The 20,405-nt window shown below is 62.5% G+C and carries 20 protein-coding genes and 1 pseudogene; 15 read left to right on the plus strand and 6 right to left on the minus strand.

What is annotated here, in order from left to right:
* Window positions 1-43 precede the first annotated feature (43 nt).
* On the plus strand, window positions 44-1,045 hold the full coding sequence (locus PSH80_RS03270) for a helix-turn-helix domain-containing protein (RefSeq protein ID WP_057439316.1): 1,002 nt from the start codon (window positions 44-46) through the stop codon (window positions 1,043-1,045).
* Between the two features lie 44 nt (window positions 1,046-1,089).
* On the opposite strand, the gene PSH80_RS03275 is transcribed toward PSH80_RS03270, so the two are convergent.
* Window positions 1,090-1,965 carry a LysR family transcriptional regulator gene (locus PSH80_RS03275; RefSeq protein WP_057960624.1) on the minus strand — a complete coding sequence of 292 codons (876 nt, stop codon included), beginning with the start codon at window positions 1,963-1,965 and terminating at the stop codon, window positions 1,090-1,092.
* Between the two features lie 114 nt (window positions 1,966-2,079).
* On the opposite strand from PSH80_RS03275, the gene PSH80_RS03280 reads away from it, so the two are divergent.
* Genes PSH80_RS03280 through catA form a run of 3 tightly spaced genes read left to right on the plus strand, consistent with a single transcriptional unit; the run spans window position 2,080 to window position 4,483 of the window.
* Entirely contained in the window at window positions 2,080-3,207 is a 1,128-nt protein-coding gene (locus tag PSH80_RS03280; protein ID WP_057439315.1) for a muconate cycloisomerase family protein, read from the plus strand.
* A gap of 13 nt (window positions 3,208-3,220) precedes the next feature.
* The gene (gene catC / locus PSH80_RS03285; RefSeq protein WP_029299901.1) at window positions 3,221-3,511 is read left to right on the plus strand and encodes a muconolactone Delta-isomerase; all 291 of its coding nucleotides are present in this window, start codon (window positions 3,221-3,223) and stop codon (window positions 3,509-3,511) included.
* Window positions 3,512-3,553: 42 nt separating this feature from the next.
* Window positions 3,554-4,483: a catechol 1,2-dioxygenase gene (gene catA, locus PSH80_RS03290; protein ID WP_057439314.1), complete on the plus strand. Its 930-nt coding sequence runs from the start codon at window positions 3,554-3,556 to the stop codon at window positions 4,481-4,483.
* Between the two features lie 153 nt (window positions 4,484-4,636).
* Here catA and PSH80_RS03295 read toward each other — a convergent pair whose 3' ends face one another.
* Window positions 4,637-5,110 (minus strand): Lrp/AsnC family transcriptional regulator, encoded by a 474-nt coding sequence (locus PSH80_RS03295; RefSeq protein ID WP_029299899.1) that lies wholly within the window; start codon window positions 5,108-5,110, stop codon window positions 4,637-4,639.
* A 143-nt stretch (window positions 5,111-5,253) separates the two neighbouring features.
* Between PSH80_RS03295 and kynU the strand changes: the two genes are divergently transcribed.
* The gene (gene kynU / locus PSH80_RS03300) at window positions 5,254-6,504 is read left to right on the plus strand and encodes a kynureninase (protein WP_305419178.1); all 1,251 of its coding nucleotides are present in this window, start codon (window positions 5,254-5,256) and stop codon (window positions 6,502-6,504) included.
* A 151-nt stretch (window positions 6,505-6,655) separates the two neighbouring features.
* Window positions 6,656-8,062, plus strand: coding sequence for an amino acid permease (locus PSH80_RS03305; RefSeq protein WP_057439312.1), 1,407 nt, complete (start codon window positions 6,656-6,658; stop codon window positions 8,060-8,062).
* Here PSH80_RS03305 and PSH80_RS03310 read toward each other — a convergent pair.
* Window positions 8,008-8,904 (minus strand): LysR substrate-binding domain-containing protein, encoded by an 897-nt coding sequence (locus PSH80_RS03310; protein ID WP_057960621.1) that lies wholly within the window; start codon window positions 8,902-8,904, stop codon window positions 8,008-8,010. The two genes, PSH80_RS03305 and PSH80_RS03310, sit on opposite strands and share 55 nt — an antisense overlap.
* A 191-nt stretch (window positions 8,905-9,095) precedes the next feature.
* Here PSH80_RS03310 and PSH80_RS03315 point away from each other — a divergent pair, with 191 nt between their 5' ends.
* From PSH80_RS03315 to PSH80_RS03330, 4 genes are all read left to right on the plus strand, one after another.
* Window positions 9,096-9,860, plus strand: coding sequence for a sulfite exporter TauE/SafE family protein (locus PSH80_RS03315; protein WP_305419181.1), 765 nt, complete (start codon window positions 9,096-9,098; stop codon window positions 9,858-9,860).
* Between the two features lie 123 nt (window positions 9,861-9,983).
* Window positions 9,984-10,574, plus strand: coding sequence for an NAD(P)H-dependent oxidoreductase (locus tag PSH80_RS03320; protein WP_115127335.1), 591 nt, complete (start codon window positions 9,984-9,986; stop codon window positions 10,572-10,574).
* A gap of 41 nt (window positions 10,575-10,615) precedes the next feature.
* Window positions 10,616-11,512, plus strand: coding sequence for a LysR family transcriptional regulator (locus PSH80_RS03325; RefSeq protein ID WP_115127336.1), 897 nt, complete (start codon window positions 10,616-10,618; stop codon window positions 11,510-11,512).
* Between the two features lie 76 nt (window positions 11,513-11,588).
* Complete coding sequence (locus PSH80_RS03330) at window positions 11,589-13,034, plus strand: SulP family inorganic anion transporter (RefSeq protein ID WP_057960617.1); 1,446 nt, start codon at window positions 11,589-11,591, stop codon at window positions 13,032-13,034.
* A 23-nt stretch (window positions 13,035-13,057) separates the two neighbouring features.
* Here the strand turns inward: PSH80_RS03330 and PSH80_RS03335 are convergent, their stop codons facing one another.
* Entirely contained in the window at window positions 13,058-13,441 is a 384-nt protein-coding gene (locus tag PSH80_RS03335; RefSeq protein WP_057960616.1) for a lysozyme inhibitor LprI family protein, read from the minus strand.
* A gap of 195 nt (window positions 13,442-13,636) precedes the next feature.
* Between PSH80_RS03335 and PSH80_RS03340 the strand changes: the two genes are divergently transcribed.
* The 5 genes from PSH80_RS03340 (at window position 13,637) to PSH80_RS03360 (ending at window position 18,328) form a co-directional block, all read left to right on the plus strand.
* Complete coding sequence (locus PSH80_RS03340; protein WP_057440211.1) at window positions 13,637-15,040, plus strand: gluconate:H+ symporter; 1,404 nt, start codon at window positions 13,637-13,639, stop codon at window positions 15,038-15,040.
* A gap of 26 nt (window positions 15,041-15,066) precedes the next feature.
* On the plus strand, window positions 15,067-15,927 hold the full coding sequence (locus tag PSH80_RS03345) for a MurR/RpiR family transcriptional regulator (protein WP_057960615.1): 861 nt from the start codon (window positions 15,067-15,069) through the stop codon (window positions 15,925-15,927).
* 1 nt (window position 15,928) lies between these two features.
* Window positions 15,929-17,392, plus strand: coding sequence for an amidohydrolase family protein (locus PSH80_RS03350; protein WP_305419187.1), 1,464 nt, complete (start codon window positions 15,929-15,931; stop codon window positions 17,390-17,392).
* A gap of 199 nt (window positions 17,393-17,591) precedes the next feature.
* The gene (locus tag PSH80_RS03355; RefSeq protein WP_198800009.1) at window positions 17,592-17,870 is read left to right on the plus strand and encodes a dermonecrotic toxin domain-containing protein; all 279 of its coding nucleotides are present in this window, start codon (window positions 17,592-17,594) and stop codon (window positions 17,868-17,870) included.
* 89 nt (window positions 17,871-17,959) lie between these two features.
* Window positions 17,960-18,328 (plus strand): glyoxalase superfamily protein, encoded by a 369-nt coding sequence (locus PSH80_RS03360; RefSeq protein WP_057960612.1) that lies wholly within the window; start codon window positions 17,960-17,962, stop codon window positions 18,326-18,328.
* Window positions 18,329-18,346: 18 nt separating this feature from the next.
* Here the strand turns inward: PSH80_RS03360 and PSH80_RS27245 are convergent, their stop codons facing one another.
* Complete coding sequence (locus PSH80_RS27245; RefSeq protein WP_370693730.1) at window positions 18,347-19,348, minus strand: methyl-accepting chemotaxis protein; 1,002 nt, start codon at window positions 19,346-19,348, stop codon at window positions 18,347-18,349.
* Between the two features lie 39 nt (window positions 19,349-19,387).
* Window positions 19,388-20,404: pseudogene (locus tag PSH80_RS27250) on the minus strand (methyl-accepting chemotaxis protein); the annotation flags it as partial.
* Between the last annotated feature and the right edge of the window lies 1 nt (window position 20,405).

Raw genomic sequence — 20,405 nt, forward strand, 5'->3', positions numbered from 1 at the left:
GCCGTCAGAGCGCGCTGGCCACAACCGCCGTGAGTGCACCCTGATGAGTAGCCATACACGCGATATCCGTATTGAACGTTTCGACCTTGAAGGCGCCCGCAGCTGGATGTCCGGCATCTGCGGGCCCCACCGGCTGGAAACCGCCACCCCGGAGCGCCTGCGCTTCCACCACAGTGCCAATGTGTTCAAGTCCCGCGCCACCACCCTGGGGGTGATCGAATACGGCACCGACGTGACCATCGACATCGAAGACGCCGAGCACTTCAGCAGCTACAGTCTGAGCCTGCCGCTGGTGGGCGAGCAGGAGCTGAGCAAGGGTGGCCAGCGCCTGAGTTCCAATCGCGACCAGGGCGTGATCATTTCGCCCAATGAACACCAGGTGCTGGCGATCTCCGGCGACTGCCGCAAGCTGCAAGTGGTGATCACCCGTGCGGCGATGAGCGAAACCCTGGAGGGCTTGTTGCAGCGGCCGATTGATGCGCCGCTGCGCTTTGAGTCGGTGATGGATGCGGTGCAGGGCGCGCCGGCAGCGTGGTGGCGTATGGCAAGGCACTTCATCGCGGAGCTGGAGCACAGCAGCGAACTGTATGACCAGGCCGCGTTTACCCGCGACCTGGAAAGCTCGCTGATCAAGGGCCTGATCCTGGCCCAGCCGAACAACTATTCCGAAGAACTGCGCGACGTGCTGGGGGTCAAGCTGCCCCACTACCTGATCCGCGCCCGCCAGTACATCCACGCCAACGCCCGCGAAGCGCTGCACCTGGAAGACCTCGAGGCGGCCACCGGGGTGTCGCGGTTCAAGCTGTTCGATGCGTTTCGCAAATACTTCGCGCTGTCGCCCATGGCCTACTTGAAGAAGTACCGCTTGAGCGCGGTGCGCCAGGAAATTCTCGAGCATGGCGCCACCCGCACCATCTCCGAAATCGCCCTGGGCTGGGGCTTTACCCACCTGGGAAGGTTTTCGGCGGAGTACCGCAAGCTGTTCGACGAATCCCCCAGCCAGACGCTGCAGCGCAACGATGCGCGGCGCATGCGGGGTGCCTGAACACAATGCAGCTCCCACAGGGTATTGGAGGTGACTGGGAGATTTCAGATCAGTTCTTCTACCAGTTGCAGGCAATGACCCAGCCCCGGCGACTGATCATTGATCCGCCGGCTGAGAATGATCGGCGAGGTCGCCGTAACCTCGACAATCGGCGTATAGCCGATATCCGCCCGATGCAGTATCTGCACCGACGCCGGCACCAGCGTCACCCCCATGCCGGCCCCGACCAGGCCGATGGCGGTCTGCAACTCATTGGTCCATTGCGCGACCTTGATCGCCAGGCCATGGGTGTCGAACAGTGCGATCACGTGGTCGGCATAGCTGGGGCGCGGGTTGCCGGGGTACAGCACCAGCGGTTCGGCGGCCAACTGCGCAAGGGTCACCGGTGCGCCCAGCAGCGGGTGCCCGGCCGGCAACACCGCCACCAGCCGATCCTCGACCAACACCCGCTGGACAATGGCCGGGTCATCAATGCGAATCCGCCCGAAGCCCACATCAATGCGCCCGGCCTTGAGCGCTTCGACCTGTTGCAGGGTGGTCATCTCCGACAGCCCCAGCTCCAGCTCCAGCGCGTCATGGCTGCGCAGGCGGCGGATCAGTTCCGGCAGCACGCCATACAGGGTCGAGGGGGCAAAGCCGATGCCCAGCCAGGTCTTCTGCCCCAGGCCGATGCGCCGGGTGTTGTCGCAGGTCTTGGCCAACTGCTCCAGCAGCACATTGGCGTGTTCATAGAAGTACCGCCCGGCCTCGGTCAGCCGCAACGGCCGGCCACGCTCCAGCAGCACCACACCCAACTCATCTTCCAATTGCTGGATCTGCCGGCTCAACGGCGGCTGGGCGATGTGCAGGCGTTCGGCGGCGCGTGTGAAGTTCAGGGTTTCCCCCAGCACCTGGAAATAACGCAGGTGGCGCAGTTCCATACGGATTCCTCTCATACCTTGAGGGTATTGTTCGAGACCAATTCTATATTGGAAGCCAGCAACAATGGGCGACAGAATCGGGCAAGACCTATAAAGAACCCAACGGGTATTGCCATGCCGATTTGCGCCATCGAGTCGATCGAGACCATCATCGTCGATCTCCCCACCATCCGCCCGCACAAGCTGGCGATGCACACCATGCAAAACCAGACCCTGGTGATCATCCGCGTGCGGTGCGCCGACGGTATCGAAGGGATCGGCGAGTCCACCACCATCGGTGGCCTGAGCTACGGCAACGAAAGCCCCGATAGCATCAAGATCAATATCGACCAACACTTTGCGCCACTGTTGATTGGCCAGGATGCCAGCAACATCAACGCCGCCATGTTGCGCCTGGAACGCAGCATCCGTGGCAACACGTTTGCCAAGTCCGGCATCGAAAGCGCCTTGCTCGATGCCCTCGGCAAGCGCCTGAACCTGCCGGTCAGCGAGCTGCTCGGCGGCCGCGTGCGCGATGCCCTGCCGGTGGCCTGGACGTTGGCCAGCGGCAATACGCAAAAGGACATCGACGAAGCCGAGAAGATGCTCGACCTGCGCCGCCACCGCATCTTCAAGTTGAAGATCGGCGCCGGTGAAGTCAGCCAGGACCTGGCCCATGTGATTGCGATCAAAAAAGCCCTGGGCGAGCGCGCCAGCGTGCGCGTCGACGTCAACCAGGCCTGGGACGAAGCCGTGGCCCTACGCGCTTGCAAGGTGTTGGGCGATAACGCTATCGACCTGATCGAACAGCCGATCTCGCGCAATAACCGTGGCGGCATGGCCCGGCTCAACCTCTCGAGCCCGGCGCCGATCATGGCCGACGAGTCCATCGAGTGTGTCGAAGATGCCTTCAACCTGGCCCGCGAAGGTGCGGCCTCGGTGTTCGCCTTGAAGATCGCGAAAAACGGCGGCCCGCGTGCCGTACTGCGCACGGCGGCGATTGCCGAGGCGGCGGGTATTGGCCTGTATGGCGGCACTATGCTTGAAGGCGGTATCGGCACCCTGGCCTCGGCCCACGCGTTTCTCACCCTCAATAAACTGGCGTGGGACACCGAGCTGTTCGGGCCGCTGCTGCTCACCGAAGACATTCTTACCGAGCCGCTGCTGTATCGCGATTTCCACCTGCATGTCTCGACCGCCCCGGGCCTGGGCCTGGCCATTGATGAGGAGCGCCTGGCGTTCTTCCGTCGCGACAAACATTAAGAGGACGCCTGCGATGTTGTTCCACGTAAAGATGACCGTAAACCTGCCTGTCGATATGAACCCCGAGCGCGCAGCGGCCCTCAAGGCCGACGAAAAAGCCCTGGCCCAACGCCTGCAAGCGCAAGGCAAGTGGCGCCACCTGTGGCGCATCGCCGGACTGTACGCCAACTACAGCGTGTTTGATGTCGACAGCGTGCAGGAACTGCATGACCTGCTGATGCAACTGCCGCTCTATCCCTACATGGCCATTGAAGTGAATGCCCTGTGCCGGCATCCGTCGTCGATCCATGAGGATGACCGCTGAGCCTGTCTAGCCCCCTAATAATTACAAGATGAGGATTGCACCATGTCCATTCGACTGTCCCAGACTGCCCACGCCCAGCGCTTCCTCGAAGAAGCCAGCGGTAACCTCAATGACGCCGGCAACCCACGGGCCAAGGCGCTGATCTACCGGATCCTGCGCGATACGGTGAATATCATCGAAGACCTGGAAGTGACCCCGGAAGAGTTCTGGAAGGCGGTCAACTACCTCAACGAACTGGGCAAAAACCAGGAAGCCGGGCTGCTGGCCGCGGGCCTGGGCCTGGAGCATTACCTGGACCTGTTGATGGACGCCGCCGACGAGGAAGCCGGCAAGTCCGGCGGCACCCCGCGCACCATCGAAGGGCCGCTGTACGTGGCGGGTGCGCCGCTGTCCAAATACGAAGCACGCCTGGACGATGGCCTGGATGCGGCCGTGCCGCTGTTTATGCGCGGGCAAGTGCGCGACATCAACGGCAAGCCGTTGGCCGGGGCGATTGTGGATGTGTGGCAGGCCAATACCGGCGGCACTTACTCCTGGTTCGACCCATCGCAATCGGAGTTCAACCTGCGTCGCCGGATCGAGACCGATGCCCAGGGCAATTATCGTTTCCGTAGCATCGTGCCGTCAGGCTACGGCTGCCCACCGACCGGCCCGACCCAGCAGTTGCTCGATCAACTGGGGCGTCACGGCCAGCGGCCAGCGCATATCCACTTCTTTATCTCGGCACCGGGGCATCGGCACCTGACCACGCAGATCAACCTGTCGGATGATCCGTACCTGCATGATGACTTTGCCTACGCCACTCGGGATGAGCTGATTGCCGAAATTCGCTTCAGCGAAGACCCGCAACTGGCGCGGGAGTTTGGCGTGGAGGGCAAGTTTGCGCAGATCGACTTTGACTTCGAGTTGCAGCCGGCGGTGGCACCGGTCGAGCAAAAACGCATGCAACGCGTGCGCGCCCTCGAAGACTGAATACGGTCAAAAATGTGGGCGCTGGCTTTTGTGGGAGCTGGCTTGCCTGCGATAGCCTCGCCTCGGTAGTGCAGATAAACCGAGGGGTCTGTATCGCGGGCAAGCCCGGCTCCCACAAAAGCCAGCGCCCACAGTTGATCAGCAGTGCTTTGCCTATTTGCGTACGACCAGGTCCAGCACCTCATCCCGGTCCTTGATCTTCTGCAACACGATCTCCGAACGGATATCCATCACCCCCGCCGTGCGGTTGAGGTGGTTCACGATAAAGTCGGAAAAGTGCTTGAGGTTGCGCGCCTGCACCCGCAGCACGTAGTTGCTGGCGCCGGTGATCACATAGGCACTGGCCACTTCCGGCCAGCCCTGGACCTTCTTGATAAAGGTCTCGTGCCAGTCCTCCATGTCTTGGCGCAACGACAGGTGGACGATGGCTTCCAGCTCGATCCCCAATTGCTCGGCATTGAGCACCGCGCGATACCCGCTGATCACCCCCTCACTCTCCAGCAGGCGCAAGCGGCGCAGGCAGGCGGACGGCGACAGGGCGACTTTCTCCGCCAGTTCCTGGTTGCTGATACGGCCATCCTGTTGCAGGAAATGCAGGAGGCGCAGGTCGGTGGCGTCGAGAATCATGCTTAGAATTAATCCGCGTATTTAGAGGTTAAATTCGAATTTCCTACAGCTTATTAAGCCAGTTGTAGCGCACTTTGCACGAAAATTCTGCAAATCTTCGTTCATTATTTGGTCCATCGTCATCTATAAAAACAGGACTTTCCATGACCAGCCGAACTCATTGCCAGACCCTCGACGCCCAAGACCCGCTGGCGCCCCTGCGCGATCAATTCGCCCTGCCGGAAGGGGTGATCTACCTCGATGGCAACTCCCTCGGCGCACGTCCGGTGGCGGCGCTTGCGCGGGCACAAGCGGTGATTGCCGAGGAGTGGGGCAATGGGTTGATCCGCAGCTGGAACAGCGCCGGCTGGGCCGACCTGTCCCAGCGCCTGGGCAACCGCCTGGCGCCGCTGATCGGCGCGGGTGAGGCTGAAGTGGTGATTACCGATACCACCTCGATCAACCTGTTCAAGGTGCTCAGCGCCGCCTTGAGCGTGCAGCGCCAACGCCAGCCGCAGCGCAAGGTGATTGTCAGCGAGGGAAGCAACTTCCCCACCGACCTGTACATCGCCGAAGGCCTGGCGGCGCTGCTGCAACAGGGCTACAGCCTGCGCCTGGTGAACAGCCCCGACGAACTGCCGGCGGCCATCGACCAGGACACTGCCGTGGTGATGATCACCCACGTCAACTACAAGACCGGCTACATGCACGACATGCAAGCGCTGACCGCCCTGAGCCATGAGTGCGGCGCGCTGGCGATCTGGGACCTGGCGCACTCGGCGGGCGCGGTGCCGATTGACCTGCACCAGGCCGGCGCCGACTACGCCATTGGCTGCACCTACAAATACCTCAACGGCGGCCCAGGTTCCCAGGCGTTTGTCTGGGTCAACCCGGCGCTGGTGGAGTTGGTGACGCAGCCGTTGTCGGGCTGGTTCGGCCATAGCCGCCAGTTCGCCATGGAGTCCAACTACGTGGCCGGCAAGGGCATCACTCGCTACCTGTGCGGCACCCAGCCGATCACCTCGCTGGCGATGGTCGAGTGCGGGCTGGATATCTTCGCCCAGACCGACATGGCCAGCCTGCGCCGCAAATCCCTGGCGCTCACCGACCTGTTTATCGAGCTGGTACAAAGCCGCTGCGCCGCCCATGACCTGACGCTGATCACCCCGCTCGAGCATGCCAAGCGCGGCAGTCATGTGAGCTTTGAACACCCCGAAGGCTACGCCATTGTCCAGGCCCTGATCGCCCGTGGCGTGATTGGTGATTACCGTGAGCCGAAGATCATGCGCTTTGGCTTCACCCCGCTGTACACCAGCTTCACCGAGGTGTGGGATGCAGTAGAAATCCTTGGCGAAATCCTCGATGAGAAATCCTGGGACCAGCCGCAATTCAAAGTGCGCCACAGCGTCACCTGAAAACACCACAAAACCCCTGTAGGAGCTGGCTTGCCTGCGATGAAATCGCCTCGGTCGCACTGACCTACCGAGGTGTCTGCATCGCAGGCAAGCCAGCTCCCACAGGTGCTTGGCCAGCAGTAACAATCACAATAATAAAAGGGGCACGCACGTGACCACGCCAGACAACGGCTTTGCAGCAATCACCAACCGCGAACTGGGCCTGCGGCGCCAGCTCACTTCCGGGCAGATGAGCATGATCGCCATCGGTGGCGCCATTGGCACCGGGCTGTTTATGGGCAGCGCCTATGCCATCGGCTATGCCGGGCCCAGCGTGCTGGTCAGCTACGCCATCGGCGCGTTGATCACCCTGCTGTTGATGGGCTGCCTGGCGGAAATGACGGTGGCCCATTCCACCTCCGGCTCCTTTGGCGCCTACGCCGAGTTCTATATCAGCCCCCTGGCCGGGTTCCTGGTGCGCTATGCCTACTGGGCGGCGATTGTGCTGGCGGTGGGCGCCGAGGTCACGGCGGTGGCGATGTACATGAAGTACTGGTTCGCCAATGTGCCGGAGTGGGTGTGGATCGTCTCGTTCTCCAGCGTGCTGATCGTGCTTAACGCCATCAGCGTCAAGACCTTCGGCAACTTCGAATACTGGTTTTCGACGATCAAGATCAGCGCGATTGTCGGCTTTATCATCCTTGCGGTGTATGTGGTGTTCGGCTCTGGCAACCCGGATTACGGTGTGCAGAACTACACGGCCCACGGCGGGTTTTTCCCCAATGGCCTGAGTGGCATGTGGATCGCGGTGATTGTGTCGATCTTCAGCTACCTGAGCGTGGAGATGATCGCGGTGGCGGCGGGTGAAGCGGCCGACCCGGAGCAGGCGGTGAAAAAAGCCTTCCGCGCGACGATTGTGCGGCTGGTGGTGTTCTACCTGCTGACCCTGGCGCTGATGCTGGCCATCGTGCCGTGGAACCAGTCCGGGCAGAGCCAGAGCCCGTTTGTCACGGTGATGCAGACCATCGGCATTCCCGGCGCCACCGGGGTGATGAACTTCGTGATCCTGATTGCCGCGCTGTCGGCCATGAACAGCCAGCTCTACATCACCACGCGCATGATGTTCAGCCTGTCCCGCGCCGGCTTTGCGCCAAAATCCATGGGCGCCCTGAGCAAGAGCGGGATCCCGCTCAATGCCCTGTTGCTGTCCAGTTCGGGCATCGCCCTGGCGACCCTGCTCAACGTGGTGTACCCGGAAAGCTCCTTCACCTTGATGATGGCCATCTCGATGTTTGGCGCGATCTTCACCTGGTTCATGATCTTCCTCACGCACCTGTTCTTCCGCCGCTACCGCAAGCGCCACGGCGGGCCGAAGTTGTCCTTCCAACTGCGGCTGTTTCCCTACAGCACGCTGCTGGGGCTGGTGCTGATGGGCGCGGTGATGATCACCACGTACTTCACCGAGGCGTTCAAGATGACCCTGGTGTTTGGCGTGCCGTTCCTGCTGATTCTCTCGGTGGTGTATTACGTGTTTTTCCGTAAAGGCACGGACAAGGCATCGAGCAAGGCCTTGGCGTAAGCCGGCAATTGCTCGAACGAACGCGCGCACAACAGCAGTCTGCGACAGGCCCAGTCTTCCGTCAGCGGCTGGGCCTGGAATGGCTGCGCGTGGGGCCAGCGTTGTAACGCGGCCAGCGGCACGATTCCCAGGCCCGCGCCACGGGCGACCATGCGCATCACCCCATCAAAGCCATCGGCCCGCACCCGGGTCTGCAAGCGAAAACCCGCGTGCAGCGCCTGTTCCTCCAGGTACACCGCCAACGCGCTGTCGGCGGCCAGGCCTACATAGTCGTAGGGCAGGCTGTCGATAAAACTCACTGCGCCGGCCGTCAGTGGGTGGCCTGTCGGCAGGATCAGCACCAACGGGTCGTCGCGAAACGGCCGGGTCTGCAAGCCGTGGCTGTCCACTGCATCGGAAATAATCCCCAGGTCCGCCGCGCCCTGGCGCAAGGCGTGGGTGATGCGCAGGCTGGGCAGTTCCTGCAGGTCGATATCGAGGTTGGGGTGGGTGCAGAGAAAATCCGCCAGCAACTCCGGCAGGTATTCGCTGAGGGCGGTGGTGTTGCACAGCAGGCGCACCTGGCCTTTGACGCCGTTGGCGTACTCCGCCAGCTCCTGTTGCAGACGTTCGGCCTGTTGCAACAGCAGGCGTGCGTGGCGGGCCAGGGCGTTGCCGGCGGCCGTCGGGGTCACGCCTCGGCGGCCGCGCTGCAGGAACTCGACGCCCAGTGAAGCCTCCATTGCGCGAATGCGCGCACTGGCGGCGGCCAGGGATAGGTGGCTGCGGGCGGCGCCGGCGGTGATGTTGCCGGTGTCGAGGATGTGCAGGTAGAGGCGCAGGTCGATCAGGTCAAAGTGCATGGCCGGGGTTCTCGGGTGCCTGGACGGGCCTTATCGCAGGCAAGCCAGCTCCCACATTTGGAGGGGTGATCACATTCAGAATGTGGGAGCTGGCTTGCCTGCGATAGCGGTCTCAGCCTCACGCAAAACAAGAGGCTGCCTCAGTATATGGCGAATTTCCAACCCCACGCCAAACCCGCAAACTCCCCCCCATGACAACCTTCCTCGCGTTCTACCAACACCTCGGCCCAGCCCTGACCCTACTGGTGATCGGCACCTTCCTGCTGGCCGGCACCGTCAAGGGCGTGATTGGCCTGGGCCTGCCCACCGTCGCCATGGGCCTGCTCGGTCTGGCTATGTTGCCGGCGCAGGCTGCGGCCCTGCTGATCATTCCTTCGACCATCACCAACCTCTGGCAACTGAGCTTCGGTGGGCACTTGGGCGCACTGAGCAAACGCCTGTGGCCCATGCTGCTGCTGATTTTTCTGGGGACCGGGCTCGGTTCGCTGTGGCTGGGCATGGACGGCGGTCCCTGGGTGGTGCGGGCCTTGGGCGGGGCGTTGCTGGTGTATGCGCTGTGCGGGCTGTTGCTGCCGACGTTGCGGGTGCCCGCCGGCAGCGAGCGTTGGCTGGGCCCGCTGTGTGGTCTGCTGACGGGGATCGTCACTTCGGCCACCGGCGTCTTCGTGATCCCGGCCGTGCCCTACTTGCAAGCACTGGGCTTGCACCGTGACCAACTGGTGCAGGCGCTGGGCCTGTCCTTCAGCGTGTCCACCCTGGCCCTGGCCGCCGGGCTGTTCTGGCGCGGCAATCTCGGTGCCGGCGAACTGAATGCCTCGCTGCTGGCGTTGGTGCCGGCGCTGCTGGGCATGTGGCTGGGGCAAAAGCTGCGCCAGTGCATCAGTGCTGCGCTGTTCAAGCGCGTGTTCTTTATGGGAATGGCGGCCCTGGGCGGGCACCTGCTGATGGGTGGTTGACGCAATAATCAGATGGTTACTCGTGCCTGAGGGTCAAAAGTGTTTTGCCGGTCCGTGGCTTACTCACCCGAGGGGTTGCCCGTAGCCTGCGCTCATCCATTTTCAACCTTCAGGTACAACCCCATGAAAAAAGTTCTGTTGCTCAACGGCGGCAAGAAATTCGCCCACTCCGATGGCCGCTACAACAACACCCTGCATGATGCGGCGCTGGCCGTGCTGGACCGGGGTGGGCTCGACGTGAAAGTCACCCATATCGACGCCGGTTACGACGTGGCCGAAGAAGTCGCCAAGTTCCTCTGGGCCGACGTGATCATCTACCAGATGCCCGGCTGGTGGATGGGCGCCCCATGGATCGTCAAGAAGTACATCGACGAAGTCTTCACCGAAGGCCACGGCAGCCTGTACGCCAGCGATGGCCGCACCCGTTCCGACGCGTCGCAGAAGTACGGCAGCGGCGGCCTGATCCAGGGCAAGCAGTACATGTTGTCGCTGACCTGGAATGCACCACAGGCAGCATTCGATGACCCGAGCGACTTCTTCGAAGCCAAGGGCGTGGATGCGGTGTACTTCCCGTTCCACAAGGCCAACCAGTTCCTCGGTATGAGTGGTCTGCCGACGTTCCTGTGTGTGGACGTGATGAAGCGCCCCTCCATCGAGGCTGATGTGCTGCGCTATGAGCAGCATCTGGCCCAGGTGTTTAACCTGACGCTGTAATACGGCTAGTATCCACGCAGCCGTATTCACGAGGATTCACGTTGAAAGCCCGATCCGATGAGCTCCAGATCTTCGTCTGCGTGATTGAATGCGGTTCGATTTCCGCTGCCGCCGAACAAGTCGGGCAGACGCCTTCGGCGGTCAGCCGCACTTTGTCGCGGCTCGAAGCCAAGCTCGACACCACCCTGATCAACCGCACCACGCGGCGCATGGACCTGACCGAAGAGGGCAAGTACTTCTTCGAGCAGGCCAAGCTGATCCTGGAGCAGATGGACGAGCTGGAAGAGCGCCTGTCGTCACGGCAGAAAACCCCGTCCGGGCGCTTGCGGATCAACGCCGCCTCGCCGTTCATGCTGCATGCCATCGTGCCGTACGTCGCCGAGTTCCGCCGTCTGTACCCGGATATCCAGCTGGAGCTCAACAGCAACGACCTGATCATCGACTTGCTGGAACAGAGCACCGACATTGCTATCCGCATCGGTGCCCTGGCGGACTCGACCCTGCATGCTCGCTCCCTGGGCTGCAGCCCGCTGCATATCCTCGCCAGCCCGGCGTACCTTGAGCAGCACGGCACGCCAACCACAGTGGCGGACCTGGCCAATCACACCTTGCTCGGCTTTACCCAGACCGAAACCCTCAACCACTGGCCGTTGCGCCATGTGCAGGGCGACCGCTGGCAGATCGAGCCGGGCATTGCTGCGTCCAGCGGGGAAACCCTGCGCCAACTGGCGTTGGAGGGGCAGGGGATTGCCTGCCTGTCGCACTTCATGACCATCGAAGACATCAACGCCGGCCGCCTGCAGTCGATCCTGACACCGTTCAACAGTGGCTATCGCCAACCGATCAACGCGGTGTACTACCGCAACTCGCAACTGGCCCTGCGTATCCAGTGCTTTTTGGACTTTATCCAGGCAAAGCTCGCGCGCTACGCCTGTTGACCGGCTCCTACTGGTCCCGGGTGGTGGTTTTCCGTACCATCGCCCCCTCATTTCCTGCAACGCCCCCGGTAAACCTATGAAACTCTCTCGTCTGCGCGCTGACGCCCTGGCCGGACTCACCACGTCTTTTGCCTTGTTGCCCGAATGCATCGCCTTTGCCCTGGTGGCCCACCTCAACCCGCTGATGGGCCTGTATGGCGCTTTTATCATCTGCACCCTGACCGCGTTGTTCGGCGGCCGGCCGGGGATGGTCTCGGGGGCGGCGGGGTCGATGGCGGTGGTGATCGTCGCGCTGGTGGTGCAACACGGCGTGGAGTACCTGCTGGCGACGGTGTTGCTCGGCGGTCTGATCATGATTGCCTTCGGCCTGCTGCGCCTGGGCAAGCTGGTGCGCATGGTGCCGCACCCGGTGATGCTCGGTTTCGTCAACGGCCTGGCGATCATCATCGCCCTGGCGCAACTGGAGCATTTCAAGAGCGGTGAGACCTGGCTCAGCGGCACGCCGTTGTATGTGATGACGGGGTTGGTGGTGGCGACCATGGCCATCGTCTACCTGCTGCCCCGCCTGACCCGCGCGGTGCCGCCGGCGCTGGTGGCGATTCTCGGTGTGGGGCTGGCGGTGTACCTGCTGGGCTTGCCCACCCGCACGCTGGGCGATATGGCCCATATCGCCGGCGGCCTGCCGACTTTTGCCCTGCCGCAGATCCCCTGGACCCTGGAAACCCTGGGCATCATCGCGCCTTACGCTTTCCTGATGGCCATGGTCGGGCTGCTGGAAACCCTGTTGACCCTCAACCTCACCGACGAAATCACCGAGACCCGTGGTTACCCCGACCGCGAAAGCGTGGCCCTGGGCGCGGCGAATATGGTCAGCGGGGTGTTTGGCGGCATGGGCGGCTGCGCGATGATCGGGCAGACGGTGATCAACCTCAGCTCGGGCGGGCGCGGGCGTTTCTCCGGGGTGTTTGCCGGGGTGATGATCCTGCTGTTTATTTTGTTCCTATCGCCGCTGATCGAGCGCATTCCCCTGGCGGCGCTGGTGGGGGTGATGTTTGTGGTGTCCCAGCAGACCTTTGCCTGGGCGTCGCTGCGGGTGATCAACAAAGTGCCGCTCAATGATGTGCTGGTGATCATCGCGGTGACGGTGATCACGGTGTTCACCGACCTGGCCACGGCGGTGCTGTGCGGGATTGTGATTGCCGCGCTCAACTTTGCCTGGCAGCAGGCGCGGGAGTTGTACGCCGATGAACATCTGGAGGCCGATGGCAGCAAGCTCTACCGGCTGCACGGCACCCTGTTCTTTGCCTCGACCACACCCTTTCTGAACCAGTTCGACCCGGCCAACGATCCGGCCCAGGTAACGCTGGATTGCCGTCACCTGAGTTTTGTCGACTATTCAGCGATTGCCGCGCTGATGACCCTGCGCGAACGCTACAGCAAGGCCGGCAAGCACCTGCGGGTGCTGCATTTGTCGGAGCGCTGCAAGAAGCTGCTCAAGCGCGCGCGAGTGCAGCACGACTGATCCTGCTGGTGTAGGCGAGGGAGTTATGGGCCGACGAGGTTTTCCAGTTCATCGGCGCGGGTCTGGGTCATGTCCAGCACACAACCCGAGCCGTTGACCTGGTCAATACTGCCGCCGGTCGCGGAGCCGGCGAAGGCGCAATTGGCATCCCGGTATTTGATCCACAGGCGCTGTACATCTTGCAGTTGCTGCTTGCGCGGGCCTTGCTGGGCCTGCAGTGCGGTTTGGTAGGCGCTGTTCAGGCGCTTGTCCTGCACCTTGGTTTCCTGGGCGTTGCAGCCGACCATCGCGGCCGTGGTGTTGGCGGCGTCCAGGCACTTTTGCAGGGCCGGGCTGCTGTCGGCGGCCGTTGCGGTGCCGGACAAGGCCAGCAGTAACGCGCTGAGGGTAAGGGTTCTACGGTTCATGACGGGCTTCCTGAAGATGATTCGGTGTGCAATCTGAGACCGGACAGTGGCCGTTGAGTTTCCCGCATTGGGCCCGGCCTGCATGTAAGAACGATCCCCTGATTTTCATCCTGCGTCTGCGGGCATGTCCCAAAGCGACAGCGCTTATCTGTGGGCGAAAATTACTTTCATAAAATTTGAAAATGCTCCTCGGTAATGATTTATGAGTTTCACAACCAATTCGACGTGACCCTTTCCGAGGAGTACCGCATGGCCGCATCACCGGGCGTCTGGCTATTGGCATACGCTGCCATCGCCATCATTGCATTGATCGTGCTGATTGCACGTTACCGGCTCAACCCGTTTATCGTCATCACCCTGGTGTCCATCGGCCTGGCGCTGCTGGCCGGGATGCCGGCGGATACGATCATGGGTTCCTACGAGGCGGGGGTTGGCAAGACCCTGGGGCATATCGCGCTGGTGGTGGCCCTGGGCACCATGCTCGGCAAGATGATGGCCGAGTCCGGCGGCGCCGAGCAGGTGGCGCGCACCCTGATCAACCGTTTCGGCGAGCGCAATGCCCACTGGGCCATGGTGTGCATTGCCTTTCTGGTGGGGCTGCCGCTGTTTTTCGAGGTCGGTTTTGTATTGCTGGTGCCGATTGCCTTTACCGTGGCCCGGCGCGTGGGCGTGTCGATCCTGATGGTCGGTTTGCCGATGGTCGCCGGTCTGTCAGTGGTGCATGCCCTGGTGCCGCCACACCCGGCGGCAATGATGGCGGTGCTGGCGTATAACGCCTCGGTCGGGCAGACCGTGTTGTATGCGATTTTGATCGGCATCCCCACCGCGATCATCGCCGGCCCGGTGTACGCCAAGTTCATCGTGCCGCGCATCCACCTGCCCGCCGAAAACCCGCTGGAACGCCAGTTTATCGAGCGCGAACCGCGCACCCGCCTGCCTAGCTTCGGCCTGACCATGGGCACCATCCTGTTGCCAGTGGTGCTGATGATGATCGGCGGTTGGGCCAACCTGATCTCCACGCCCGGCAGCGGCTTCAACCAGTTCCTGTTGTTTATCGGGAACTCGGTGATCGCCTTGCTGTTGGCGACCCTGGTCAGCTTCTGGACCCTGGGCCTGGCCCAGGGCTTCAACCGCGAGTCGATCCTCAAGTTCACCAACGAGTGCCTGGCGCCGACCGCCAGTATCACCCTGCTGGTGGGCGCGGGCGGCGGCTTGAACCGGATCCTGGTGGACGCCGGCGTGACCCATGAAATCCTCGGCATGGCCAACGCCTTCAACCTGTCGCCACTGGTGATGGGCTGGTTGTTTGCCGCGCTGATGCGCATCGCCACCGGCTCGGCCACCGTGGCCATGACCACCGCGTCGGGCGTTGTCGCCCCGGTGGCCCTGGGCCTGGGTTATCCACACCCGGAATTGCTGGTGCTGGCGACCGGTGCCGGTTCGGTGATCTTTTCCCACGTCAACGACGGCGGCTTCTGGCTGATCAAGGAATACTTCAATATGACGGTGATCCAGACCTTCAAGACCTGGACCGTACTGGAGACTTTGATTTCGCTGGTCGCCTTCGGTCTGACCTACGGCCTGTCTCTTGTTTTATGAGCCTCATCCTGTAACCCGGAGACCCCATGGACATCCTCTACCAGATCCGCGCCCGCCAGGATTCCTTCAGCGCTGGCGAAGGGCGTATCGCCCGGCTGATGCTCGATGATGTGGGTTTTGCCGCATCCGCCAGCCTGGAAGAGTTGTCCCAGCGGGCCGAGGTCAGCACCGCGACCTTGTCGCGATTTGCCCGCAGCGTCGGCTGCCGTGATTTGCGCGACCTGCGCCTGCAACTGGCCCAGGCCAGCGGTGTGGGCAGTCGCTTCCTCGACCCGGCGGGGTTGCCCGAGCAGTCGGCGTTTCATCGGCAGATCCTCGGCGATATCGAAGGGACGCTGCGCCAGCACCTGTCCGGCTTCAATCAGGCTGGTTTTGTCGATGCGGTGAACCTGCTGGGCAAGGCGCGGATGATCCACGCCTTTGGCATGGGCGGCCCCTCGAGCCTGTGCAGTGAAGAGTTGCAAGTGCGTCTGGTGCGCCTGGGCTATTCGATTGCTGCCTGCCGCGATCCGGTGATGATGCGGGTCACGGCCGCCACATTGAGTGCCGAGCACGCCCTGATTGTCTGCTCCCTGACCGGCCTCACACCCGAGCTGCTGGGCGTGGTGGAACTGGCCCGCAACTATGGCGCACGGATTGTCGCCATCACCCTGGCCGACTCGCCGCTGGCACAGTTGGCCGACGTGCTGCTGCCGCTGCAACCGGCCGAAACCAGTTTTATCTACAAACCCACGGCGGCGCGCTACGGCATGCTGCTGGCCATTGATTTGCTCGCCACTGAACTGGCCCTGGCCATGCCGGACGACAACCAGGAGCGCCTGCGCCGGATCAAGCTGGCCCTGGACGACTATCGCGGCGGCCCTGACAGCCTGCCGCTGGGAGATTGAGATGAAGTACCACACGCTGATTCGCCAGGCGCTGATCATTGATGGCAGCAACACGCCGGGGTATCTCGCTGACGTGGGGCTGCGCGCGGGGCGTATCGAGAAGATCGGCGACTTGTCGGCGGCCCAGGGCGAGCATGAAATCCAAGCCGATGGGCGTGTACTGGCGCCGGGTTTTATCGACGTCCACACCCACGATGACACGGTGGTGATCCGCCAGCCGCAGATGCTGCCCAAGCTCAGCCAGGGCGTGACCACGGTGATCGTCGGCAACTGCGGCATCAGCGCCTCGCCGGTCAGCCTGCGTGGCGATCCGCCAGACCCGATGAACCTGCTGGGCAATGCCGAGGCGTTTGCCTATCCGCGTTTCCTCGATTACCGCGCGGCGGTGGAAAACGCTCACCCGGCCCTCAATGTCGCAGCATTGATTGGCCATACCGCTTTGCGCAGTAACCATATGGACGACCTGCACCGCACCGCCACCGCCACCGAAATCGCGGCGATGCGCGAGCAACTGCAGGAAAGCCTCGAAGCGGGTGCCCTCGGCTTGTCCACAGGTCTGGCCTACGCCAGCGCGTTCAACGCTGACACCGACGAAGTGCTGCAACTGAGTGAAGAACTGACGGCGTTTGGCGCGGTGTACACCACCCATCTGCGCAGTGAATTCGAGCCGGTGCTGGAGGCCATGGACGAGGCGTTTCTGATCGGCCGCCATGCCCAGGCACCGGTGATTATTTCCCACCTCAAATGTGCCGGCGCCGGCAACTGGGGGCGCAGCCCGCAATTGCTGGCGTCCCTGGAGCAGGCGGCGAAGACCCATCCGGTGGGCTGCGATTGTTATCCCTATGCCGCCAGTTCCTCGACCCTGGACCTCAAGCAAGTCACCGATGCCTTCCGCATCACCATCACCTGGTCCACGCCGTACCCGGAAGTGGGCGGGCGTGACTTGCAGGACATCGCCGCCGAGTGGGGGGTATCCCTGCTGGACGCTGCCCGTCGCCTGCAACCGGCGGGGGCGGTGTACTACGGAATGGATGAGGCCGATGTGCAACGCATCCTTGCCCATCCGCTGTCGATGGTGGGCTCCGACGGCTTGCCGGAAGACCCGTTCCCCCATCCGCGCTTGTGGGGCGCATTCCCGCGGGTACTCGGACATTTCAGTCGTGACCTGGGACTTTTCCCGCTGCACACAGCGGTACACAAAATGACCGGCTTGTCGGCCGCGCGCTTTGGCCTGGCCGAACGCGGGGAAATCCGCGAGGGGCATTGGGCCGACCTGGTGCTGTTCGACCCGTTGCGGGTAAGGGATGTGGCGGACTTCAAGGACCCGCAACGTGCCGCCGAGGGCATTGATGGGGTGTGGGTCAATGGTGTGTTGAGCTACTGCGACGGGCAGGCGAACGGCCAGCGGGCGGGGCGCTTCCTGGCGCGCAGTGGTGATTTGCGGCGGGGTTTTGCCCAGGTGTGACAGGCCATGAGGTGTGTCAGATTGTGCTCAATGAGGGCTTACAAAACGCAGGTTGTGGCTGTGGGAGCGCTATCTAAGATGGACGGGACTTCTTACGGAGAGCCTGTATGCACAATCAATATGAAGCGTCAGTCATTTCGGTAACCCATCCATCTTCACTGCCTCGGTGCGCGTCGGTGACCATACGGGCGAAGCTAATGTGCCAGCCGCCAACACGCTGGCCACCTTTCCTTTTCCCCGGGATACGATCAAAGGCTGGATCCAGGAAAAAGTCTGGAGCCTGACCCATCAATGGATCGACCCTGACAAGGTCTACCTGCATAAATTCTCGTCCGCCAACAGCACGCACAGCAGTGGCGCGGTGACCGGCTGGGCGCATAGCGGCACGCCCGAGTCCTCCATGACCCTCACCGAGGCGGTCGCCAGCGATTTCTTTTCGGCACAGCGCTATGGCACCGCCGGCAGGGCCCACGGTTGAATCCAGCCTCGACTGGCGTTCACGGCACGCTCGCCTTGGGGTAGGGTGGTGGCCTGACAACAGGACGTTTTGTGGATTTGGAGAGCCTTATGCAGTTAGGAAAAGTCACCCCCATCCTGCGGATTTTCGACGAGGCCAAGGCGCTGGAGTTCTACGTCGACTTCCTGGGGTTCAAGGTGGATTGGCAGCATCGGTTCGAAGCGAATTTTCCGTTGTACCTGCAAGTGTCGCTGGGCGAGTGCGTGCTGCATCTATCCGAGCACCATGGCGACGCCTCGCCGGGTGCGGCGGTGCGGATCCAGGCCCCAGGGGTGGATGGGTTCCAGCAGCAGTTGCAGGCCAAGAATTATCGCTTTGCCAAGCCGGGCGTCGAGGAAACACCCTGGGGCTCGCGGGAGATGAGCATCAAGGACCCGTTTGGTAATCGGCTGGTGTTTGTCGAGGAAGGCCAGGCCTGATCGACAAATGGCAGGGCATCAGCCGCTGTTTGTCACACCTCGTGGTGAATGGCCTGCGTGTTTAGCACGTCTGGCGATTCCTGCGAGACAGCTTCGATGACCGTCAAGGCCTGAGAAGTGGAGCCGCCCCGGTTTCGGCCGGGGCGGCTTTTTGTTTACACCCGGAAATGGCTGACCATCTGCTGCAACTGGCTGCCCCAGTCGTGCCAGTTCGACGCTGGACTTGGCGGTCTCGTCGCTGGCCGTTGCGGTCTGCTCCGACACATCACGCACATTGACGATGCTGCGGCTGATTTCTTCGGCCACGGCGCTTTGCTGTTCGGCGGCGGCGGCGATCTGTTGGTTCATCGACTGGATGTTCGACACCGTGCGGGTGATGTTCTCCAGGGAGACGCCGGCCTTGCGGGTCAGTTCGACGCTGCTGTCGGTCAGGCTGCGGCTGTTGTTCATCACCGTGGCCACTTGCTGGGTGCCGTTCTGCAAACCGGCGACCAGGCCTTCGATTTCTTCGGTGGACTTCTGCGTGCGCTGGGCCAGGCCGCGGACCTCGTCGGCGACCACGGCAAACCCGCGGCCGGCTTCACCGGCACGTGCGGCTTCGATGGCGGCGTTGAGCGCCAGCAGGTTGGTCTGTTCGGCCACGGCCTTGATCACGTCCATCACACTGCCGATCTTGTTGCTCTCTTGTTGCAGGTGCGCCATGGCGTCGGTGGAACGCGCCACTTCGTCGGCCAGGCGTTCGATCTGGGCGATGGCTTCGGCCACCACCTTGTCGCCTTCGCGGGCCTGGCCATCGGCGGTGGATGCGGCCTGGGAAGCCTGTTCGGCGTTGCGCGCCACTTCCTGCACGGTGGCGGTCATCTCATGCATCGCGGTGGCCACTTGATCGGTCTCGATCTTCTGGCTGTTGACCCCGGCGCTGGTCTGCTCGGTCACGGCCGACAGCTCTTCGGCAGCGCTGGCGATCTGCGTGACGCCGTCGCGGATACCGGAAATCAGCTCGCGCAAGGTGCTGCCCATGCGCTGGATGCCTTGTTGCAGCACGCCCAGCTCATCGCGACGGGTCACCTGGATGTTGTGGCTCAGGTCGCCGGAAGCGATGCGCTCGACCACTGCCAGGGTTTCCTGCAGCGGGCGGGTGATCTGCCGGGTGATGACCAGCGCGGCGATAATCCCCACCAACAGGGCGAGCACGGTGCTGATCAGTTGCAGGCTGCGAGCCTGGACGCTTTCGGCGTCGCGGCGTTGCAGTTGGATGTTATACAGCGCTTCGCTGTGCGACACGATATCGGCGCCCTGCACAGTCATTTCCTGGCGGGCGAGAACGATATTGGCGTTGGCGGCTTTATACGCCTGCAGCGCAGTGCGGTAGGCGCCCAGGGCGTTTTCCAGGGCGGTCAGCTCGGTTCGTTGGGCTTCACCGAACACGTTCTTCAAACCTTTGAGGCCATTGATCGCCGATTCGATTTGCGCCTCTGCGCGGGCTTCGGTGTCTGGGTTGACGTTGCCGGTGTAGCCGCGCACTTCATAGCGCGCCACCTGGAACTCTTGCTTGGCGTGGTTGACGGCTTCGTACTGGGCGAAGCGCTCACTGCTTTCTGGCATCTGCCGCACGCTGCGGTCCAGGGCTGCAATCACCAGGCCGGCGGCGTCGGCGCGCTCGCCCATGGTCTGGCGTGCGGCGTTACCGTTGCGGTAGGCCTCGCGCATTTTGTTCAGCGACTGCCGGTAGGCGGTGATGGTGTCTTTCTGTTCGTTGAGCAGCTTGAGGTTTTCCGGGCTCTTGAAGCTGTTGACCAACTGTTGCTGCTGCGCGGCAAAACTGTCGAGGGTGGTCTGCACATTCTGCGCCACGGCTTCGTCGCCGTTGGCGAGCATGTACTGCAGGCGCACGATGCGCAGTTTGGTCAGCGATGCATTGAGCTGGGTGATGTCGCTCATCCAGTTGCTGCGGTCGATCAGGCTGCCCAGGCTGGTCCAGCCGGTGAGTGCGAGGATCGAGGTGAGCACGAGCACCAGGCCAAAGCCCAGGCCCAGTTTCAAGTTGACGCTGATGTTGCCAAACCATGTATTCATC

It is taken from the genome of Pseudomonas sp. FP818, assembly GCF_030687335.1.
GTDB classification, from domain to species: Bacteria; Pseudomonadota; Gammaproteobacteria; order Pseudomonadales; family Pseudomonadaceae; genus Aquipseudomonas; species Aquipseudomonas shahriarae.